15 protein-coding genes are annotated in these 19,197 nt (G+C 69.1%); 8 read left to right on the top strand and 7 right to left on the bottom strand.

Annotated elements, in window-relative coordinates; translation table 11 throughout:
- Window positions 1-57: 57 nt before the first annotated feature.
- The 3 genes from HNR09_RS09890 to HNR09_RS09880 form a co-directional block, all read right to left on the bottom strand.
- Entirely contained in the window at window positions 58-1,104 is a 1,047-nt protein-coding gene (locus tag HNR09_RS09890) for a siderophore-interacting protein (RefSeq protein WP_179541882.1), read from the bottom strand.
- A gap of 127 nt (window positions 1,105-1,231) precedes the next feature.
- Window positions 1,232-3,574, bottom strand: a complete 2,343-nt coding sequence (locus HNR09_RS09885; RefSeq protein WP_281366348.1) for a heavy metal translocating P-type ATPase — start codon at window positions 3,572-3,574, stop codon at window positions 1,232-1,234.
- A complete protein-coding gene (locus tag HNR09_RS09880; RefSeq protein WP_179541881.1) occupies window positions 3,571-3,792 on the bottom strand; it encodes a heavy-metal-associated domain-containing protein in 222 nt (73 codons plus the stop codon). Before HNR09_RS09880 ends, HNR09_RS09885 begins: the two co-directional genes overlap by 4 nt.
- Before the next feature lie 117 nt (window positions 3,793-3,909).
- Here HNR09_RS09880 and HNR09_RS09875 point away from each other — a divergent pair, with 117 nt between their 5' ends.
- From HNR09_RS09875 to HNR09_RS09865, 3 genes are all read left to right on the top strand, one after another.
- A complete protein-coding gene (locus tag HNR09_RS09875) occupies window positions 3,910-4,275 on the top strand; it encodes a metal-sensitive transcriptional regulator (RefSeq protein ID WP_179541880.1) in 366 nt (121 codons plus the stop codon).
- Window positions 4,276-4,378: 103 nt separating this feature from the next.
- Window positions 4,379-5,311 carry a DMT family transporter gene (locus HNR09_RS09870; protein WP_179541879.1) on the top strand — a complete coding sequence of 311 codons (933 nt, stop codon included), beginning with the start codon at window positions 4,379-4,381 and terminating at the stop codon, window positions 5,309-5,311.
- Window positions 5,312-5,321: 10 nt separating this feature from the next.
- The gene (locus HNR09_RS09865; protein ID WP_179541878.1) at window positions 5,322-6,419 is read left to right on the top strand and encodes an NAD(P)H-dependent flavin oxidoreductase; all 1,098 of its coding nucleotides are present in this window, start codon (window positions 5,322-5,324) and stop codon (window positions 6,417-6,419) included.
- 27 nt (window positions 6,420-6,446) lie between these two features.
- On the opposite strand, the gene HNR09_RS09860 is transcribed toward HNR09_RS09865, so the two are convergent.
- From HNR09_RS09860 to HNR09_RS09850, 3 genes are all read right to left on the bottom strand, one after another.
- Window positions 6,447-7,211 (bottom strand): hypothetical protein, encoded by a 765-nt coding sequence (locus tag HNR09_RS09860; RefSeq protein WP_246348783.1) that lies wholly within the window; start codon window positions 7,209-7,211, stop codon window positions 6,447-6,449.
- A 416-nt stretch (window positions 7,212-7,627) separates the two neighbouring features.
- On the bottom strand, window positions 7,628-8,356 hold the full coding sequence (locus HNR09_RS09855; RefSeq protein WP_179541877.1) for a DUF6318 family protein: 729 nt from the start codon (window positions 8,354-8,356) through the stop codon (window positions 7,628-7,630).
- 402 nt (window positions 8,357-8,758) lie between these two features.
- Window positions 8,759-10,234 (bottom strand): hypothetical protein, encoded by a 1,476-nt coding sequence (locus HNR09_RS09850; RefSeq protein ID WP_179541876.1) that lies wholly within the window; start codon window positions 10,232-10,234, stop codon window positions 8,759-8,761.
- 136 nt (window positions 10,235-10,370) lie between these two features.
- Between HNR09_RS09850 and HNR09_RS09845 the strand changes: the two genes are divergently transcribed.
- Both HNR09_RS09845 and HNR09_RS09840 read left to right on the top strand, forming a co-directional pair.
- Window positions 10,371-11,156, top strand: a complete 786-nt coding sequence (locus HNR09_RS09845; protein ID WP_179541875.1) for a methyltransferase domain-containing protein — start codon at window positions 10,371-10,373, stop codon at window positions 11,154-11,156.
- 139 nt (window positions 11,157-11,295) lie between these two features.
- On the top strand, window positions 11,296-12,408 hold the full coding sequence (locus tag HNR09_RS09840; protein WP_179541874.1) for a CPBP family intramembrane glutamic endopeptidase: 1,113 nt from the start codon (window positions 11,296-11,298) through the stop codon (window positions 12,406-12,408).
- 27 nt (window positions 12,409-12,435) lie between these two features.
- Here the strand turns inward: HNR09_RS09840 and HNR09_RS09835 are convergent, their stop codons facing one another.
- On the bottom strand, window positions 12,436-13,413 hold the full coding sequence (locus HNR09_RS09835; RefSeq protein WP_179541873.1) for a hypothetical protein: 978 nt from the start codon (window positions 13,411-13,413) through the stop codon (window positions 12,436-12,438).
- Window positions 13,414-13,695: 282 nt separating this feature from the next.
- On the opposite strand from HNR09_RS09835, the gene HNR09_RS09830 reads away from it, so the two are divergent.
- The 3 genes from HNR09_RS09830 to HNR09_RS09820 all read left to right on the top strand — a co-directional run bounded on the left by HNR09_RS09830 (window position 13,696) and on the right by HNR09_RS09820 (window position 19,194).
- Window positions 13,696-15,168, top strand: a complete 1,473-nt coding sequence (locus HNR09_RS09830) for an MFS transporter (protein WP_179541872.1) — start codon at window positions 13,696-13,698, stop codon at window positions 15,166-15,168.
- A gap of 61 nt (window positions 15,169-15,229) precedes the next feature.
- Window positions 15,230-17,503, top strand: a complete 2,274-nt coding sequence (locus HNR09_RS09825; RefSeq protein ID WP_246348782.1) for a molybdopterin oxidoreductase family protein — start codon at window positions 15,230-15,232, stop codon at window positions 17,501-17,503.
- Window positions 17,503-19,194 (top strand): FAD-dependent oxidoreductase, encoded by a 1,692-nt coding sequence (locus tag HNR09_RS09820; protein WP_179541871.1) that lies wholly within the window; start codon window positions 17,503-17,505, stop codon window positions 19,192-19,194. Before HNR09_RS09825 ends, HNR09_RS09820 begins: the two co-directional genes overlap by 1 nt.
- Window positions 19,195-19,197 lie beyond the last annotated feature (3 nt).

Here is a 19,197-nt window from a genome sequence, read left to right as displayed (position 1 = left end):
GGCGCCTCGGTGGCTCGCGCCGTGCGCCCGAGGGAGCGCACCGGCCCGGCGGACCGCTCAGGCGCTGGCGCGGCCCCTCTTCCAGTAGCCCATGAACGAGACCTGCTTGCGGCTCATGCCGATGCCCTTGACCAGGTGGCGGCGCAGTGTGGTGATGACTCCCGCCTCTCCCGCCAGCCATGCGTATTCGCGGAAGCCGTCCGGTTCGGCCACCTCCCACAGCACGGCGTCCTCGTCCACCTCGGGGAGCTCTCCGCCCTCGGGAGCGCCGACGGCGGTGCGGGCCGGCTCGCAGGCGGCCTGCCGCTCGGCGAAGATCTCCGCGCGGCGGCGGGCCCAGTCGCTGACCGCGGCCGTGAGCTTCTCCCCCAACGGTGCCCCGTCGCGGCCGATCCAGTGGATGGTGACCCCGCAGCGAGTCTCGACGTCGAGGGCGTCGGCGCTGCTGGGAACCTCCAGGTAGGCCTCACCGGTGATGCCCTCCGGCAGCGATTCGAGGATCGCGCACATGGCGGGCACGGCGGTCTCGTCACCGGCGAGCAGGACGTCCCGGGCGGTGCCGGGGTTCCACTCGATGCCCCCGCCGTGCTCCTCGGCGCGGGCGTCGGGGCCGATGACGATCAGCTCGTCGCCCGGGCAGACGGTGCTGGCCCAGGCGGAGGCCGGGCCCTCGGTGCCGTGGACGACGAAGTCGATGTCGATCTCCGCCTGCTCGGGGCGGATGGCGCGGACCGTGTAGGTGCGGATGGGGTTGCGCTCGGCCTCGTCCAGGTCCCGCCAGCGGTGGTACCACTCCATGATGCTCGGCGCAGGGTCGGCGAACAGCCCGATCTCCGGGTACTCGCCGTCCTCACGCGGGAGGAAGACCTTGATGCGCTGATCGAGCCCACCGGGGTGGAAGTGTCGCAGGTCATCGGCACTCAGCGTGACGCGGGTGAAATGCGGGCTGAGCGCGAGGACGGCGGTCACCGTGGTGCGGAAGGCACGGGTCGGAGGAAACTCGCGGACGTCGACGTCGGCGGCAGGTTTCTCGGCGTCCGGGACTGCGCGGATCTGCGGACGGGCGGGCCGTTCCTCGGCGACGTCGACCGGCTGGGCGCTCATGGACTCCTCCATCTGACGGGGCACCTGCAGGATCACTCGGACACCACAGGGAAGGTTCGCCTCACCAGACTAGACGCCATTTAGCGAACCCCGCAATGACGAAACCTTCTGTGACGAGGGTGTCGTCTCAGCGCGCGAGACCACGGAAGCCGCGCAGGCGCAGACTGTTGCCCACCACGGAGAGCGAGGAGAGCACCATCGCCGCACCTGCGAGCATGGGATTGAGCAGCCCGAGAGCGGCCAGCGGGATCGCCGCCGTGTTGTAGAGGAAGGCCCAGAACAGGTTGGAACGGATCGTGGTGAAGGTCTTCCGGGAGAGCCTGACGGCATCGGCCACACTGCGCAGATCGCCTCGGATGATGGTGATGTCAGCGGCGTCGATGGCGACGTCGGTGCCGGCACCCATCGCGATGCCGAGGTCCGACTGGGCCAGGGCGGCGGCGTCGTTGACACCGTCTCCCACCATGGCGACCGTCCGCCCCTGCCGCTGAAGGCGCTTGACGGCCTCGACCTTGTCCTCCGGCAGCGCCTCGGCGATGACCTCGGCGATGCCGACCTCCTCGGCCACGCGCTGGGCGGTGCCAGCGTTGTCACCGGTGAGCAGCACCGGCATCAGCCCGAGCTCCCGCAGCTGGGCCACAGCCTCCGGCGAGGTCTCCTTCACGGCGTCGGCGACGATCAGCACGCCGGCGAAGGAACCGTCGACGGCGACCATCACGGGAGTGCGGCCGTCGCGTTCGACGGCGGCGGACATGTCCAGGACCTCCGATGGCAGCTCCACGGAGCACTCGGTGAGGAAGCTGCGCCGGCCCACGGCGACCTTCCGGCCGTCGACGCGTCCCGAGACCCCTCGACCCTGATGGCTGCGGAAGTCCTCGACCTCCGGCAACGAGCCGCTGCGGACGCCGTGGGTCTCGCGAGCGGCGGCGGCCACCGCCCGGGCGATGGGGTGCTCGGAGAATGCCTCCAGGGCCCCGGCCAGCCGGAGCAGCTGACCATCGGCCTCCGCGTGGTCCACCTTGGTCCGGTCACCGTCGCTCGTCACCTCCGCACCCTGTGCGGAGTGCACAGCGGTCAGCCGCATGGAGCCGGTGGTGACGGTGCCGGTCTTGTCCAGAACCACGGCATCGATGGTGCGGGAGGACTCCAAGACCTCAGGACCCTTGATGAGGATCCCCAGCTGGGCCCCGCGGCCGGTGCCGACCAGCAGCGCCGTGGGGGTGGCCAGGCCCAGCGCGCAGGGGCAGGCGATGATGAGCACCGCGACGGCGGCGGTGAATCCGGCCTCCACCGGGTTTCCGAGCAGCATCCAGGCAACAAGGGTGAGGACGGCGACGCCGAGCACCACGGGCACGAAGACGCCCGAGATGCGGTCGGCGAGGCGCTGGACCTCGGCCTTACCGGATTGCGCCTCCTCGACCAGGCGAGCCATCTGGGCCAGCTGGGTGTCGGCGCCGACGCGGGTGGCGCGCACCACCAGCCGACCGGAGGTGTTGACGGTGGCACCGGCGACCGAGCCTCCGGGAGCCACCTCGACGGGAAGGGACTCCCCGGTGAGCATGGACATGTCGATCGCTGAGACGCCGTGGAGGATCTCGCCGTCCGTGGCGACCTTCTCCCCCGGGCGGACGATGAACTCGTCGCCGACGTCGAGCTGCTCCACCGGGATGCGGATCTCCTGATCCTCCCGCAGCACTGAGACCTCCTTGGCACCCATCCGCAGCAGTGACCGCAGTGCGGCCCCGGCCTGACGCTTGGAGCGCTTCTCCAGATAGCGGCCGAGCAAGAGGAAGGCGGTGACGGCGGTGGCCACCTCGAGGTAGATGTTGGCGGCACCGTCGACATGCTCGGGGAAGAGGCTGAACTCGTGGCGCATGCCGGGGTCTCCGGCGGTGCCGAACACCAGAGCGTAGAGCGACCAGATCAGCGCAGCCAGGGTACCCAGGGAGATGAGCGTGTCCATGGTGGCCATGCCGTGACGAGCATTGAGCGCCGCGGCACGATGGAAGGGCCAGCCGGCCCAGAGCACCACAGGCAGGCTGAGCGCCAGTGAGGCCCAGCCCCAGCCGTCGAACTGGGTGGCCGGGACCATGGCCCAGACGACGACGGGCGCACTGAGCACGGCGGCCACCAGCAGGCGGAGCCGGATGCCACGCAGCTCGCGATCAACTCGGCCCTCCTCCTCGGCGTCCTGCCGGACGGGGATCTCAGCGGTGTAGCCGGTCTTCTCCACCGCGGCGATGAGGGACTTCACGAGCTCCTGACGGTCCGTGACGTCGTCGGCGCTGACCCAGGCTTTTTCGGTGGCATAGTTGACCGACGCAGTCACTCCCTCCATGCGGTTCAGCCGTTTCTCCACGCGGTTCGCGCAGGAGGCGCAGGTCATCCCGCCGATCGCGAGCTCGATGCGCTCTGCAGGCTCCGACTGCCCTGATGCGTCGCCGTGGGGTACCTCGGTCTCCGACGTCATGCGGTGCGCACCGCCTGGTAGCCGGCCTCGTCCACGGCGGCGACGACGGCGTCGTCGGTGACCTTCTGGGGGTCCTCCACGTCCAGGCGGAGGCTGCCTCGTGCGGCGCTGACCTCGACGCTCTGGACACCCTGGAGAGCCTCGACCTCCTGGCGCACGGCGTTCTCGCAGTGGGCGCAGGTCATTCCGGTGACGGAGTAGCTCAGCGTGGTGGACATGATGCTCCTTCGGTGATGAGGACGGGGCGGTGCTCCGATACCGTCGACTATACCCCTAGGGGGTACATTTGCATACCCTCCTCCGGTACACTTCACAGCATAAGGAGGCCATGAGCCATGAGCGAGACGACGGCGGCCGATGCACCGGCCGAGAGCCACGCCCCCGCCGAGGGCAAGCACGGCGCGCACACGCACGATTCCCACCACGGGTACATGTCAGACAAGTCCCGGTACCTCGCGCGGCTGCGCCGGATCGAGGGGCAGGCACGCGGAATCCACCGGATGGTCGAGGATGACACCTACTGCATCGACATCCTCACCCAGATCAGCGCCATGACGTCAGCGCTGGAGAACGTCGGACTGGCACTCCTGGACGACCACCTCAAGCACTGCGTGGCCGGCGCCGTGGCGGCTGGAGGCGATGACGCGGAGGAGAAGCTCAAGGAGGCGTCCGAAGCCATTCGACGGCTCGTGAAGTCCTGACCCTGCCTGTCTCGACACCTCCTGCCTGAGGGGCACCATCCACCATCCGGACGGCACGGGGGACGGCTGAATCGTGGCTGCGGCCCTGTGCGAGACTGGCCGCATGGTCACTGCACGGAAGGGCACGCTGCTGGTGATCGCCGGCACGTCAGCCCTGGGCGGGACCTCGCTGCTGATCTCCACGATCCCCGCAGATCCCTCCGTGATCGCCGCGCTGCGCTGCTTCCTCGCGGTCCCGATGCTGCTGCCGATGGTGGTCTGGGAGCTTCGCCGGATCGACCGGAGCGTCACGCTGCCGCGCCGAACTGTCGTCGGCGCCCTGGTGGCCGGAGCCGCACTCGGAGTGGACTACAGCCTCTGGAACACCTCCATCGGACTGGTCGGACCCGGCATCGCCACTGTGCTGCTGAACATCCAGCTCATCGCCCTGCCGCTGATCGCCTGGCTGGTGGAACGAGCTCGGCCGATGCGGCAGCTGGCGCTGATCATCCCGCTGATGTTCCTCGGCGTGGTGCTGACCGCCGGAGCGTTCGACGTCGGCGGCATCCAGCTGGGCGGCGTCCTCGCCGGGCTCGCCGCCGGCACGGCCTATGCTATCTACCTTGCTGTCATCCGTCGCACTGCCCCGGCCACCGCCAAGCCGGCGCCCTTCACGGTGCTGGCCCTGGTGTGCCTGTCAGCTGGGGCGGCCGCGAGCCTCGCCGCGCTGGTGACCGGCGGGCTTCACTGGCCGCAGGAACCGAGCACCTGGGTGAAGCTGCTGGCACTGGCCTTCCTGGGGCAGGTGGTGGTCTTCTGGTGCTTGAACGTAGGCATGACCGGGATCTCCGAGACCGCCACCAGCACTCTCCTGCTGCTGCCGGGCGTCTTCGCCCTCGGACTCGCCGCCGTGGTGCTGCGCGAGATCCCGACCCCGTGGCAGCTGCTCGGCTGCGCGGTGATCATCGTGGGCGCATGGTGGGCATCCTCTGCTTCACACCGGGCTCACAGGTCCCGGAGAGCCCGCGGGCTGGGGTCGGACGTCACGGAGGAGTAGCCTCTGGGACATGAGCACACGCCTCGAGGCACTGACGGACCAGCTCCGCTCCCCCATCGTGCAGGCCCCGATGGCCGGAGGTCCGTCGACACCGGCACTGGCCGCAGCTGTGCACCGGGCCGGCGGCTTCGGACAGCTGGCCGGGGGGAACCTCACCGCCGAGACCCTGGCCGGGCATCTCGATGACGTGGATGACCTGCTGGAGGGCGACCGCACGGAGTCCGGACTGCTGCCTGTGGGTGTGAATCTCTTCGTCCCGGACCCTGACGCCGCCGACCCGGGTGCCCTGGAGGGCTACCGCCTCGCACTGAGGCCGGCGGCAGAGGCCCTGGGTGTGGAGGTCCCGCAGGTGCCGGCCTGGTCCGACGACGACTACCCGGCCAAGCTGGACCTGCTGCTGTCCCACCCGCCGGCGGCGGTGTCGTTCACCTTCGGACTGCCGGAGGCCCCGGCCGTGCGTGCTCTGCAGGAGGCGGGTGTCACCGTCGTGCTGAGCGTGGCGGGTGTGCCGGGCGCCCGAAGAGCTGCGGCGCTGGGCCCGGATGCGCTGGTGGTGCAGGGGCAGCAGGCAGGTGGGCACCGAGCGGTGCTCTCCATGCACGATGAGCCGGAGCCGATCGACACCCTGGAGCTGCTGGGTGCGGTGCGCGCGGCGCTGGGCGGCCATCCCGGATCGGGTGGAGACGACGGCGTCGGGACGGTGCCGCCGCTGATCGCCGCCGGTGGTGTGGGGACGGCGCAGGACGTGGCTGACCTGCTGGCCGCGGGCGCCCGGTTGGTGCAGGTGGGTACGCAGTTCCTCACCGCACGAGAGGCAGGCACCCGCGCGGCGCACCGACAGGCGGTGCTGGATCCGGGGCGTTCCGAGACCGTGGTGACGCGAGCTTTCTCCGGCCGTCCGGCGCGAGGGCTGCGCAATCTGTTCATCGATGAGCTGGATGATCAGGCGGTGGTCGGCTATCCGCAGGTGAACCGCATGACGGCGCCGCTGCGAGCCGCTGCGAGCGCCGCTGGCGATCCGGAGCATCTGAGCCTCTGGGCTGGCACTCGCACAGCAGAATGCCGGGACGAGTCCGCCGCCGAGATCCTGGCCCGCCTCGCGCCCTGAACGACCTGAACCACGAAGAAGTCCCGTTCAGCCCTGCTGGCCGATCCAGTTGCCGTGGTCGTCGTACTGATCCTCGAAGATCTTCGGGGGTGAATCGCCCTCGTCGAGCTCGATCGGACCATTGCAGCCCCAGGATCCGAGGTCTTCACATGGCCCGGAGACGTTCCGTGACGAGATGCGCCAGATGTCCGCCTCGCCGGGCTCGGAGGTCAGGGTCGCGCTGCCTGGGATCGCGATCCACGGGCCGCCGTCGATCCGGTACTCGCCGAGGAAGACGGTGTCCACGGTGACCGGGAAGCGACCGGTCTCGGAGTAGGCGTGCGAGGTGATCGTCTCCGTGTCGGTCCTGTTCACCTCGAAGCCGGCAGAGTCGAACTCCGGCAGCGGCTCACCGGGGTCGCTCGTGGTGCGCGTGGTGCCGTCGCCGTAGTCCCAGTGGAACTGCGACGGCAGAGCCCGGATGTCGACGTCGTAGCCGAGCATCTCCTGAGAGATCACCTGGGTCTCGACCTCGGCGAAGATGTTCACGTGCCGGTTGAGGTATCCGAAGCCGACGAGATCGGGCTCGAACGAGACACCGGCGGGCTCGAAGGGCAGGTCCAGGAAGTCACTGGTGGTGATGGTCGGCGGAGGCGGTGGTGCATCCTCCGCCTCGGCCTCCTCCGACTCGGCGGCCTGCTCCTCGGGCTCTTGCGGCTCCTCGGACTCCTCCTCCGGCTCGTCCTCCTCATCGGGCGGGCAGAAGGTCGGGGCGAAGTTCAATCCACCGCTGGGGTCCTCCGAGGTGGGCATGCTGACCGGACCCGGAACTCCACAGATGCGTTGGGACAGCTCAACGCACTCTCCGTTGACCACCTCGCCGTCGACACAGAGATTCTCCTCCTGGACGGCCGGCTGATTCTCAATCCAAGGGCCAGGGTTCTGCGAGCCTCCACGCCCGCCGGGCGACTCAGACGAAGGTGAACCCGGGTCCGGTTCCACTCCGCCGTCATCATTCTGCCGAGATTCCGGCTGGGAGCCCGGCTCCTCTGGCTCATCCCCCGAGATATTGTCCGTTTCTCGAATAATCTCAACCCAAGCCCTCTCGCTCTCCTCATCGAAGCCCTCGTACAATTCATCCCTCACGAGACTCTCCGAGTTAGCCATTGGAAAGGCGAGGGCAACCAGAGGAATCAATGCCTTCCCGCGACGAATCGCAATAGTCGACATCAGGGCGTCTCGTCTTCCCGCTCAGCTGCGGGCATCTCGTATCGCACTGACAGCACCTGCCAGCCCTCGTCCGTAAAATCCAAGTGCCCGGTCCATATTTGCTCCAGAGTGCCTTCGTTAGTGCCGTCGAATTCACCCTGCCAATACACGTCGAAGTCAGTCTCGTTGAGCATGAAAAGGCCTCCCACTGCGCCGGTGTCCAGTTCGGTGAACTCGACGTAGGGGATCTCGTAGGGCTCTTGGACGAACCAGCTTCCAGAGTCAAAAACCTCGGAGATGCGATCTATATGGGCGTCACACGATGCGCAGTCTTCGTGCGATCGATCTTCCAGTGCCACCACGTCACCAGTGTTTCTGGCATACACGTACAGGTCCATCCAGTAGCGCAACACTTCCTCGGCTGCCGCGATGGTTTGCTCGTGAACCTCGGCTGGCTCTTCCGGTTGGGGAATGTCTTCGGGTCCCTGCTCGCCAGGTTTCTCGTAAGCACCCTGGGACCGGGTCTCCTGCGGTTCCACAGACTCTCCGCCGTCAGGTTCCGCCGTCCCTGCCGCCTCCGGACCAGTCCCACAACCGGTCAGAGCCAGTGCGGCTACCAGCAGCAATCCCGTGATGGGCCTGATCCACCCCTGGCTCAGGCCCCGTGCGTCGTCGCTGACCATCCGTCCCTTTCCGTTCCTGTTCTGCAGTTCTCTGGTGTTCCGCGGCGCCACGCCGAATCTGGTCACGCACCGCTCCCCTCTGGGCAGTGTAGACAAGCCCGCCGCCCGACGGGCCGTCATGTCGCCACCTGTGGAAAACCTGATCCCGGAACCGACCGTCCATCCACAGAAAGACGATCTTCGGGCGTGCTGGAGCCGGGACAGCAGGCCGGGGCAGCAGGCGGGGGCGGCAGACGGGGCACCCCACGCAGAACGGCGGCCCGACCCGGAGCCGAAGCTCCGTGCCGGGCCGCCGCCCACCTACCTTGCTCAGGGTGTTGTGCACCTCGCCGTCATCCCCAGGATCCGCCCAAGAATCCCAGGCGACGAGGCGCCACCCTCATCTCGCACCTGCCAGGAGGAGTCCGCTGACGATGTCAGCGGTATCGGGTCTGGCAGAACCACCCGAGTCCATCAGAGGCGCTCCACTCAGTTGTCGTCCTCGTCGTCCTCATCGTCAGCATGATCATGGTCATGGTCGTCGTCGTCATCATGGTCATGGTCGTCGTCACCGTGGTCATGATCATCGTCGTCATCGTGATCGTGATCCCCGTGGTCGTCCTCGTCGTCATCGCCCTCAAAGTCGTCGGACACGCCCTCCACCGGGCGGCCGTCGACGGCGGCGATCTCGTTCGGCGTGAAGTCGAACTCGGCCTCGTTGATGATCTCCAGCTCGGTCAGGTCCACCATGTGGATGGTCTGAGCATCAGGCTCGGTGATGTAGGCGATGTCGTCGACCACGCGGATCGCCGGGCGAGGCTGCTGCCACTCCTCCGGCTCGGTCCACTCGTCCATGACCTGCAGCTGGTCGATGTGCTCGCCGGTCTCCTCGTCGATGACGTGCAGCTGCCCGTCCTCGGCCATGACCAGCGCCTCACCCTCCGGGCCTCGCGCCAGGGAACGGAAGTTGTAGGGCGACTCGATGTCGGCGAGGACGATCTCCTCGGTCTCGGAGTTGACCAGTGCCACCGAGGTCATCGGCTCATCACGGTCCTCGTCGAGCAGGTAGTCGCCCAGCAGCACCGGCGACTCGTCGTGCGGGAACAGGTTGCCGATCCGGGAGAACTCCTCGCCGGTCTCCAGCTTGGTGAACTCTTCCCCGTCGAAGAGCAGAACCCCGTCCTCGCAGCCGACGGCCAGCGAGTGGTCCGGCAGAGCCGCCTCGCCGTGAACCTCCGGGCAGTCCTCGCTGCTGGCGACCTCCTCTCCGTCGGCGTCCAGGAAGCGGGCGCCGCTGCGGTCAGCCAGAGTCTCGAAGCGGGAGCCGTCGGCGTTCACCACGGCCACACCATGGTGGGCATCATCGGTCTCTGAGACCTCGGCGTCGATCTCCGTCTCGGCGTCCAGCGTGGACAGGTCGTAGCTGTGGATCTCACCGTTGCCGTCGAAGAACAGTGTGCCGATGCCGTCATGGGACACCACGTGTCCAGGCTCTGGCCCATCGACAGTGATGTCTGTCAGCAGCGGATCGGTGGTGTGGTAGTGATCGTGGTCCCCGTGCGGAGAGCCCCAGCTGCCGCCGTCGATCAGGCGGAAGGACTCACCTTCGGTGAGGAAGAAGTGCCGCCCGTCTCCGGCGGGGTTGACTCGGGTGAACCCTTCGACGTCGAACTCCCCGAGCACCTCGAGGGTCGCACCGTCCAGGACCGCGACGCCGCCGTCGTAGGTCACGGCCACGCGAGTGGTCGGGCCGCCGGCCTCATGCGTCTCACGGTCGGAGGGCTCGATGCGCTCCTCCTCGCCAGAGTCGCCGTCGCCGTCGCCACCATCGGTGTCCTCCGTCTGAGCTGCGGGATCCAGCTCCTCCTCGTCGTCGCTGTTCGTGGCGCCGTCGTCGCCGCAGGCGGAGAGGACCAGGGCCGAGGCCATGGCAAGGGAGGTGAGAGTGAGTGCGTTCCTATTCATGCGACTCATTATCACGAACGATTCGCAACAAATGCAAACCGTTCGCATTCCTGTGACGCCGGCCCGCCCCGCACCAGGTGTCGGTTTGTGTCTGCCGCCCGCGACCCCAGGGACAGGCCTCCATAGAATGACAACCATGCCCAGTACCCAGTGGAACCCGGGTGCCTATCTGACCTATGCGTCCGAACGCACCCAGCCCTTCATCGACCTCCTCCAGCGCGTCCGCCTCCCGCAGGCGGGGACCATCCTGGACCTCGGCTGCGGCCCGGGCAACGGCATGCCGGTGCTCCGCGGGATGTGGCCCCACGCGGAGATCACCGGGGTCGACTCCAGCGCCGAGATGCTCGACCGCGCGCGGGAGGCCACGGATGACGACCGCATCGACTACGTCCGTGCCGACATCCGAGACCTCGAGATCGCTGAGCCGGTGGACCTGGTCGTCTCCAACGCCGCCCTGCAGTGGCTGCCCGACCACCGGAAGGTCCTGCCCCACATCCTGGACCTCGTCGCCCCAGGCGGCGCCCTGGCCGTGCAGGTCCCGGGGAACTTCAGCGCACCCAGCCACGCGCTGCTGGCCGAGTTCGCGTCCCGAGAGCCCTACGCCCGCCACCTGGACCAGGCCTCCCTGCTCCAGCCCACCCACGAGCTGACCGACTACATGCTCGACGTCGCTCGCTCCGGCTGGGAAGTCGAGGCCTGGGAGACCCGCTATCACCACGTGCTGCAGGGGGAGGACCCGGTGTTCCAGTGGATCTCCGCGGCCGCCGCCCGGCCGGTGCTGCAGGCTCTGCCGGAGCCCGAGCTCAGCCGCTTCACCGAGGAGTACAAGGCGGCCCTGCGCGAGGCCTATCCGCAGACCGCGTTGGGGACCATCCTCCCGTTCCGCCGGCTGTTCTTCATCGCGCGCCGTCCGCAGGAGTGAGCCGCGTCTCGGTCCTCCGCGACGGTTCCTCGGACACCGCCGCGGAGGGCCGGCCCTGGCGTCGGGAGGTCAGCCGGAACCCGTATCATCGAGGGCTGGACCGCAACTTCCCCGACCCGTGAGACCAGCGAGGCCTCCCATGTCGCACCACAGCCCTGACGCTCCTCCGGCCACCGGAGGGCGGCACGACGACGGATCCGCACCGTCGGATGCCGCCGCCAGCAGGACGAGCCGCCGCACCGCACCGGCCACCCCGCGCACACCGCTGGTGCTGCTGAGCACCTTCGTGATCCTGACGCTGGCGCTGGGCTGGCTGATCGGTCTGCCGCTGGTGCTGATGGACCCGCCGGACCGCCTCGAAGCACCGCTGGACCTCTTCTACAACCTGTTCATGCTCAGTCCGACGCTGGCCGCGGTGGTGGTCCACCTGCTGGAGCGGCGCCAGTCGGCACGGGTCCTCTACGGCCACCTCGCCTCCCCTCAAAACCCCGACGACGCCACGAGTGCAGAGGCGCCAGAGGACCAGACCACACGGCTGCGCCCTCAGAGCTTCACCGACGCGCTGGGCATCACCCCGCTGCGCCCCGTCTCCCGGATGATCAGCTGGTCGATCCTGGGGATCATGCTCTTCTTCGTCTTCAGCATGGCTGCGCTCCCCATCGGCGGGCTGCTCGGCGTCTACGCCTTCGACCCCTCCATGCCGGTGTTCGTCCAGGATCTGGGCCAGCGACTGGGCCATGAACCCACCGAGTTCATCGCCACGGGGCTCCTCGTGGAGGCCGGGGTCATCTTCGCCTCCGCCGTCGGCCTGGTGTTCCTGCACGTCGGCACGGAGATCGGCTGGCGAGGCTGGTTCTTCCCCCGTGCTCAGCTGCGCTGGGGCACGACGCGTGCCGTGCTGATCACCGGCGCCGCCAACGGCCTCTGGTTCGCGCCGCTGCTGGCGGTCGGGTTCTTCTATGACCAGGCGAACGTGTTCCAGGCCATGGGGCTGATGATCGGGTTCTGCATCGTCATCGGGGGGATCCTCGCGTGGCTGCGGATGCGCTCCGGCTCAATCTGGCCGGCGGCCTTCGCCCAGTCGATGATCACTGCGGCCACGATCCTGGCCTACTGGTTCACCGCTTTCGGCGAGCAGCTCGACTTCCGGCACTCCACGCTGCAGGGCTGGTCCGGATGGCTCCTGCCTGCCGCCCTGCTGGGCGTGCTGCTGCTGGCCCGCCGCCGCAGCTTCGCCCCCGCGAGCGCCTGAGCCAACGCAGCAGGCGAGCCCGCCCCCTCACCGGAAGTCGATCTCCTCGAGCGCCTCGATCTGAGCCTCCAGGTACTCCTCGGCGACGGCCTTGTCCTCCATGTCCTCGAGGAACATGTAGAAATGGACCCCGTCCCCGTCCCAGACCGCCAGCCCGGAGCTCATCGCGTGGCCCGCGAAGAACTCCTCGGCCCAGAAGCCGCCGACGTCACCGTTGTCCCAGCCCTCCAGGAACGCCTCGTCCCCGTCCTCGGACTCCAGCTCAGGGCAGGCCTCGGGCAGTGCCCCGTAGGGTTCCACCAGGTTCAGGCTGCGATCTGAGGTGAAGACGTCGACCTCGACGGTGCCGAGACCGTCGTCGTAGACCACCGCCTCTGCGGAGCCCGTGGCCATCGCGATGAGATCGTCGATGTCGGCGAGCGCCTCCTCACAGGTCTCGTCCACCGCGTAGCCGGACCAATCGAGCGCGAAGTCATAGCTGATCATGTCCTCGTCCGGCTCGATCTCGGTCAGGTAAGGGGTCGGCCCGTCGTAGTAGCTCCAGCCGTCCGGCAGCTCAGACTCGCCGAGGTAACCGGAGAGGATGTCCTGCTCGATGGCGGGGCCGGCGCCGTCCTCCCCAGCGCCGTCCTCCCCACCGTCCTCATCGTCGTCTTCCTCGTCTTCACCTTCGTCGTCGTCGCCGTCGTCTTCATCTTCGCCGTCGTCTTCGTCGTCATCCTCGTCTTCGTCGCCCGCGCGGTCCGTGTCGTCCTCGAGCGAGCCTTCGTCGGCCGCGTCCTGCTCCTCCCCCTCGGGCTCCTCCTCATCCGGCTCCTCGACATCCTGAGGCTCCTCGACCCCACCATCGGCGGTCTGGTCCTCCTCCCCCAACGTCACGCAGCCGGTGAGCATCAACGCCGCCGCGGAGAGCACGCCGACCGCCCGTGCCGTGGACCCAGGCTTCAGCGCCCGTGCCGGCACTCCTGAGACCACCCGCTGCCCGCACTCGCTCTGTCTGCGCATGATGACCCCGCCCTTTCGCCCGGCGTCCGTCTGCCGCCGCTGGGCCTGACCATAGCAATCCCCGAACCCCTGCCGGGAGGGATGGGAGCCCACCTCCTGGGCACCTCACCCTGGGATCACTCCGTGATGAGGCTGGTTTTTCCTGCCTGAAACTCCCCGATGCACACGGCGAAACACCACCTTGGCACTCTGGACATCACCGTGAGGACGATCCGTCCCTCCGAACGAGACCCCGCAGGTTCCATCACGTGCCCGCCACTGCGCGGAGGAGAGCAGGACATCATGACCCCGCAGCCCTACAGCACCGGACCCACCACCGACGCCGAGCACGAGCTCGCCGACACAGGCCGCAGCCCCGGAGCACCCGATGCCGCTCCGCCCCGCCCGACGGAGGGCAGCACCGGCCCCGAGGACCGGCTGGTCGTGGAGCGCGGCCGGTGGATCACCAACTGGCAGCCCGAGAACGTGAGGTTCTGGGAAGGTCCCGGCCGAGTCACGGCACGGCTGAACCTCATCTGGTCGGTGTTCTGCGAGTTCCTCGGCTTCGCCGTCTGGCAGCTGTGGTCGGTCACCGTGGTGTTCCTGCCGCAGGTCGGCTTCGACCTCACCACCTCCCAGCAGTTCTGGCTGGTCTCTCTGCCGCCGCTGGTCGGAGCGACTCTGCGCGTGCCCTACAGCTTCACCGTCGCCCTGTTCGGCGGCCGGAACTGGACGATCGTCTCCGGCCTTCTGCTGCTCATCCCCACCACCGCGATGGCCTTCACCCTCGGCAACCCGGAGACCCCCACCTGGGTGCTCTTCGCCATCGCCGCCACGGCCGGCTTCGGCGGGGGCAACTTCGCCAGCTCGATGGCCAACATCACCTTCTTCTACCCGGCCAAGGAGAAGGGCGCCGCACTGGGCGTCAACGCCGCCGGCGGAAACCTCGGAGTCGCCGTCGCCCAGTTCACCGTGCCCATCGTGGTCACCGCCTTCGCCTTCGGGACCTTCCAGCCCAACCTACCCATGGCCGGGCTGTTCTGGATTCCGTTCATCCTGCTGGCCACCTGGGGCGCCTGGAAGTACATGCACAACCTGTCCCACGCGAAGAACGACATCAAGGGCTCGCTCTCCACGCTGAAGGAGAAGCACATGTGGGTCATCGCCGTGATCTACATCGGCACCTTCGGTTCCTTCATGGGCTTCGGCTCGGTGTTCCCCACCCTGATCAACATGACCTTCCCGGAGTTCTCCAGCTTCCAGGTCCTGGGGGCCGCGCTCTCGCTGGCGTTCATGGGTCCCCTGGTCGGCTCGCTGTCCCGCCCCTACGGGGGCAGGCTCGCCGATCGCATCGGCGGCGCGCGGGTCACCGTGGTCTGCTTCCTCATCATGGCCGTGGTGACCGCCGGCGTCGTGCTCACCCTGCCGATGGCCAGCTTCTGGCTCTACCTGCTGCTGTTCCTGATGCTGTTCACCCTCACCGGAGTGGCCAACGGCTCCAGCTACCGGATGATCCCGCTGGTCTTCCGGCTCTCCGTCAAGCCCGAAGACAGGGTCGGCCACGAGCGCAAGGCCTCGGCCGCGCTGGGCCTGATCGGCGCCGTCGGGGGTTACGGAGGGTTCGCCATCCCGCAGATCCTCAACTTCTCCCACAACGCCACCGGCACCTTCGACGTCGCCTTCTGGTGCTTCGCCGCCGCGTACATCGGCTTTGCATTCCTGACATGGGCCGTTTACATGCGACCAGGCACAATCTACGCCAAGGCCAACGTCTGAGCGGCCGAGCACCCCACGGCCAGGCAGACAGAGCCCAGCTGATCGAGCAGGAGCTTCCCCGATGACCACGACGGCGGACACCCGCACCATGCCACGCAGGACCGTGCAGACGCACTGCCCGTACTGCGCCCTGCAGTGCGCCATGAACCTGACCGTCACCGAACGTCCCGGCGAGCCGGACACCTTCGCGGTGGAGGGAGCCTCCTTCCCCACCAACAAGGGCCGGCTCTGCCGGAAGGGCAGCACCGCCGCCGAGCTGCTGACCCGCCGTCACGACCGGCTCACCTCCCCGCTGCTGCGCGGGGAGGACGGCGAACTGCACCCAGCCTCCTGGGAGGAGGCGCTGGGGCGCGTGGCCACCGAGATCCGCCGCATCCAGGGCGAGCGCGGCGCTGACGCCGTCGGCGTCTTCGGATCTGGCGGGCTGACCAATGAGAAGACCTATGCCCTGGGCAAGTTCGCCCGCGTGGCTCTGGGCACCGCACAGATCGACTACAACGGCCGATTCTGCATGTCCTCCGCCTCCAAAGCCTCCACCCTGGCCTTCGGCCTGGACCGTGGCCTGCCGTTCCCGCTCACTGATCTGGACTCCGCCTGCACCGTGCTGCTGCTGGGATCCAACGTCGCCGACACCATGCCGCCCTTCGTCCAGCATCTGGAGGGCGCCCGTGCCACCGGCGGGCTGATCGTGGTGGACCCGCGGCGCAGCAACACCGCCGAGCTGACCGCTGAGGGCGGCGGCCTGCACATCGCCCCCGCCCCGGGCGGGGACCTGGTGCTGCTGCTCTCCGTGGCGCAGGTTGTCCTGGAGGAGGGTCTGGCCGATGCCGACTACCTGCAGCAGCGGGTCAGCGGGCTCGACTCCTTCCGCCGTTCGGTCACCCAGTGGTGGCCCGAGCGCGCCCAGTCGCTCACCGGAGTCGGGGCGGATCAGATCCGCCTGATCGCCCGCCGACTGGGCCACGCCGCCCGCGCGGCGCGCAACGGCGGCGACCCGGTGTACATCCTCACCGGCCGTGGGGTGGAGCAGCACAAGGACGGCACCGACACCGCCCGCGCGGCGATCAGCCTCGCCCTGCTGCTCGGCCTGCCCGGCACCCGCGCCGGCGGCTACGGCACCCTCACCGGGCAGGGCAACGGGCAGGGCGGGCGCGAGATGGGCCAGAAGACCGACCAGCTGCCCGGCATCCGTTCCATCACCGACCCCTCCGATCGCGCCCATATGGCGCGGATCTGGGGTGTGGAGCCCGAGGCACTCCCGGGCCCCGGCAGACCCGCCGCACAGCTGTTGCACACCATGGGCCACGACGACGGCGTCCGTGCGCTGCTCGTCCATGGCTCCAACGTGGCCATCTCCGCCCCCGACGCCGCCCGCGTGGTGGAGAACCTGCGGGCGCTCGAGCTGCTGGTGGTCGCCGACTTCTTCCTCTCCGAGACCGCCGCGGAGGCTGACGTGGTCCTGCCGGTGCTGCAGTGGGCCGAGGAGGACGGCACGATGACCAGTCTGGAAGGGCGGGTGCTGCGCCGGCGGAAGCTGGTGGAGCCGCCGTCGTCCGCACCGGGCTCCGAGGGGCCGGGCACAGGCGCACCGGACTCAGGACCACGCTCCGAACTGTGGATCTGGCATGAGCTGGCCCGCCGTCTCGGCTGCTCCAGCACCTTCCCTGTGGAGCCCGCCGAGGTGTTCGCGGAGATCCGACAGGCCACCGAGGGGGCGGCCGCAGACTACTCCGGGCTGGACTGGCAGCTCCTCGACGACGGCCACGCCGCCTATTGGCCGGTCCCGTCCGCACTGCTCGGCGGGGAGTCCTCTCTGACCGGGGAGCCGATCATCGGCACCTCCCGGATGTTCCTGGAACGCTTCGCCCACGCGGACGGCAGAGCCCGGCTGATCGCCATCACACCTGGCCGCACACCCGCCCCGGCGCCAGGCGAGCTGACGCTGACCACCGGGCGACACATGGAGCACTACCAATCCGGCACCCAGACCCGACGCGTGACGGCGCTGCTGGAGGCCCACCCGGAGGCGACCATCGCCGTCCACCCCGCCACGGCGCTGGAGCACGGCCTCGAGGAGGGCGCAGACGCCGTCATCGCGAACGCCCAGGGTGAGATGACCGCCCGCGTGGTGTGGGACGCCGGAATCCGCACCGACACGATCTTCGCGCCCTTCCACTACGCCGGGCAGGGCACCGCGAACCTGCTCACCCGGGCGCTGACCGACCCGCAGAGCGGGATGCCCGAGTTCAAGAACACCCCGGTGACGATTCGCCCGGCCGGCGTCGCCGGCGCTGCTCGGTCCGAGACCACATCCTCGAAGGAGACCACCCCGTGATGTCCCCGTCGACCTCCTCCCTGCCCGCCGGCACCCGCTCCGGATCCGGCCCCGATGCCGCCCCGCATGTGGTGGTGCTGGGCTTCGGCCCGGTGGCCGCCCGACTGGTCGACGAGCTGAGCGGGCATGTCGCCTCGGGCCGACTGCGCCTGACCGTGGTGGGCACCGAATGCGTCCCGGCCTATCAGCGCATCAAGATCGGCGATGTCAGCGTGGGGCGGGCGGCACCGGAGGATCTGGCGCTGGCCGATGAGGCCGAGTTGCGCGGCGCCGGAGTCGAGGTGCGCTGCGGGGTCACCGCCACCGCGCTGCACGCCGCCTCCCGCATCGTCACCCTCGACGACGGCGGCATCCTGCACTACGACAAGCTGGTCCTCGCCACCGGCGCGGAGCCGACCACCCCGCGCATGACGCTGGAGATGCGCCGCGACGGACACATCGATGCCGAGCTGACCATGAAGGCCAATGGTCGTTCCGCCGGCCGCCGCTCCCGCGCACCGCAGGCGCAGCCCGAGGAGCCGCGGCGCTACCCGGACGGGGTGATGGCGCTGCGTGACCTCGACGACGCCCGCCGGATCCTGACGATCGTGCAGCGGCGAGAGCCCGTGGTGGTGCTCGGCGGCGGCGTGCTCGGAGTCGAGGCCGCCCTGGCGATCGCCGAGGTCGGCGGCGCGGTGACCCTGCTGCACCGCGGGACCGTGCCGATGGGCCGTCAGATCGACACCGACTCCGGGATACTGCTGCGCCGCCAGCTGCTCACCGCCGGGGTGGACGTGCGCTCCGCCTGCGATGTGAACACGGTGGTCGCCGACGACGGCCGGCTCTCGGCCGTGCGCACCTCCCTGGGCGAGAAGATCAAGACCTCCCTGCTGCTCACCTGCACCGGGGTGCGGCCCCGTGACGGCCTGGCCCACGACGCCGGGCTGCCCACTGCCTGGGGCATCACGGTGGACCGGCAGTCCCGCAGCACCGGGGACCCCCACGTCTTCGCAGTGGGCGACTGCGCCGCCGTCGAAGGCCGTGACCCCAGCGGGCTGATCGCCCCAGGCTGGGAGCAGGCCGAGGCCGCCGCGGAGGCGATCCGCACAGACCTGGAGCTGGCCGCCGCAGTGGAACGTGATGCCGCCGGCCGGCCCGTCGACCTGGCCGGTTCCATGCCGCCCGCGGCCGAGGATGCGAGCACACAGCAAGAGGGCACGGCGCCGTGGAAGCTGGATGTGATCCTGGTGAAGTCGCGGACCCTCTCGGTGGCCTGCGCCGGGGAGACCGCCGTCGACCCCTGGGATCCGGAGTCCCCGACCGTGTCCACCTGGTCCGACCCCAAGGCCGGGCAGTACCTGCGGATCGTCACCGAAGGCGAGCGCCTGTTGGGATTCGTCGCGGTGGGCATGCCCCGCTCGGCCGCGGAGCTGGCGCTGCACTGCAACCGGGGCACCCTGCCGGTGGCCGACCGCACGGCGCTGCTGGCCGCAGAGCACGCCACCAAGGAGGCGGAGCTCGGTCCCGACGACGTGCTGTGCCGGTGCTCCGGGGCGACCGCCCGCCAGGTGGAGGAGGCGGCGTCGTGCTGCTCCACCGTGGAGGAGGTCGGGGCGGCCTGCCGCGCCGGCACCGGCTGCGGCACCTGCCATCGGAACATCGAGAAGATGTTGGAAGGTGCGGCAGAGCCCGCCGAACCCGCGGTCGTCTGAGCA

Source organism: Nesterenkonia xinjiangensis (genome assembly GCF_013410745.1).
Lineage (GTDB): Bacteria > Actinomycetota > Actinomycetes > Actinomycetales > Micrococcaceae > Nesterenkonia > Nesterenkonia xinjiangensis.
The sequence above is the reverse complement of the archived record's forward strand: the minus strand, read 5'-3'. Positions and strand labels throughout refer to the sequence as shown.

Bases quoted from the DNA above. Each gene is read 5' to 3' on its own strand.
- HNR09_RS09865 (WP_179541878.1), top strand. From the start codon at position 5,322: ATGAGCACACGCCTCGAGGCACTGACGGACCAGCTCCGCTCCCCCATC.
- HNR09_RS09885 (WP_281366348.1), bottom strand. From the start codon at position 3,574: ATGACGTCGGAGACCGAGGTACCCCACGGCGACGCATCAGGGCAGTCG.
- HNR09_RS09835 (WP_179541873.1), bottom strand. From the start codon at position 13,413: ATGCGCAGACAGAGCGAGTGCGGGCAGCGGGTGGTCTCAGGAGTGCCG.
- HNR09_RS09890 (WP_179541882.1), bottom strand. From the start codon at position 1,104: ATGAGCGCCCAGCCGGTCGACGTCGCCGAGGAACGGCCCGCCCGTCCG.
- HNR09_RS09820 (WP_179541871.1), top strand. From the start codon at position 17,503: ATGTCCCCGTCGACCTCCTCCCTGCCCGCCGGCACCCGCTCCGGATCC.
- HNR09_RS09830 (WP_179541872.1), top strand. From the start codon at position 13,696: ATGACCCCGCAGCCCTACAGCACCGGACCCACCACCGACGCCGAGCAC.
- HNR09_RS09845 (WP_179541875.1), top strand. From the start codon at position 10,371: ATGCCCAGTACCCAGTGGAACCCGGGTGCCTATCTGACCTATGCGTCC.
- HNR09_RS09880 (WP_179541881.1), bottom strand. From the start codon at position 3,792: ATGTCCACCACGCTGAGCTACTCCGTCACCGGAATGACCTGCGCCCAC.
- HNR09_RS09825 (WP_246348782.1), top strand. From the start codon at position 15,230: ATGACCACGACGGCGGACACCCGCACCATGCCACGCAGGACCGTGCAG.
- HNR09_RS09840 (WP_179541874.1), top strand. From the start codon at position 11,296: ATGTCGCACCACAGCCCTGACGCTCCTCCGGCCACCGGAGGGCGGCAC.
- HNR09_RS09875 (WP_179541880.1), top strand. From the start codon at position 3,910: ATGAGCGAGACGACGGCGGCCGATGCACCGGCCGAGAGCCACGCCCCC.
- HNR09_RS09870 (WP_179541879.1), top strand. From the start codon at position 4,379: ATGGTCACTGCACGGAAGGGCACGCTGCTGGTGATCGCCGGCACGTCA.
- HNR09_RS09850 (WP_179541876.1), bottom strand. From the start codon at position 10,234: ATGAATAGGAACGCACTCACTCTCACCTCCCTTGCCATGGCCTCGGCC.
- HNR09_RS09860 (WP_246348783.1), bottom strand. From the start codon at position 7,211: ATGCCCACCTCGGAGGACCCCAGCGGTGGATTGAACTTCGCCCCGACC.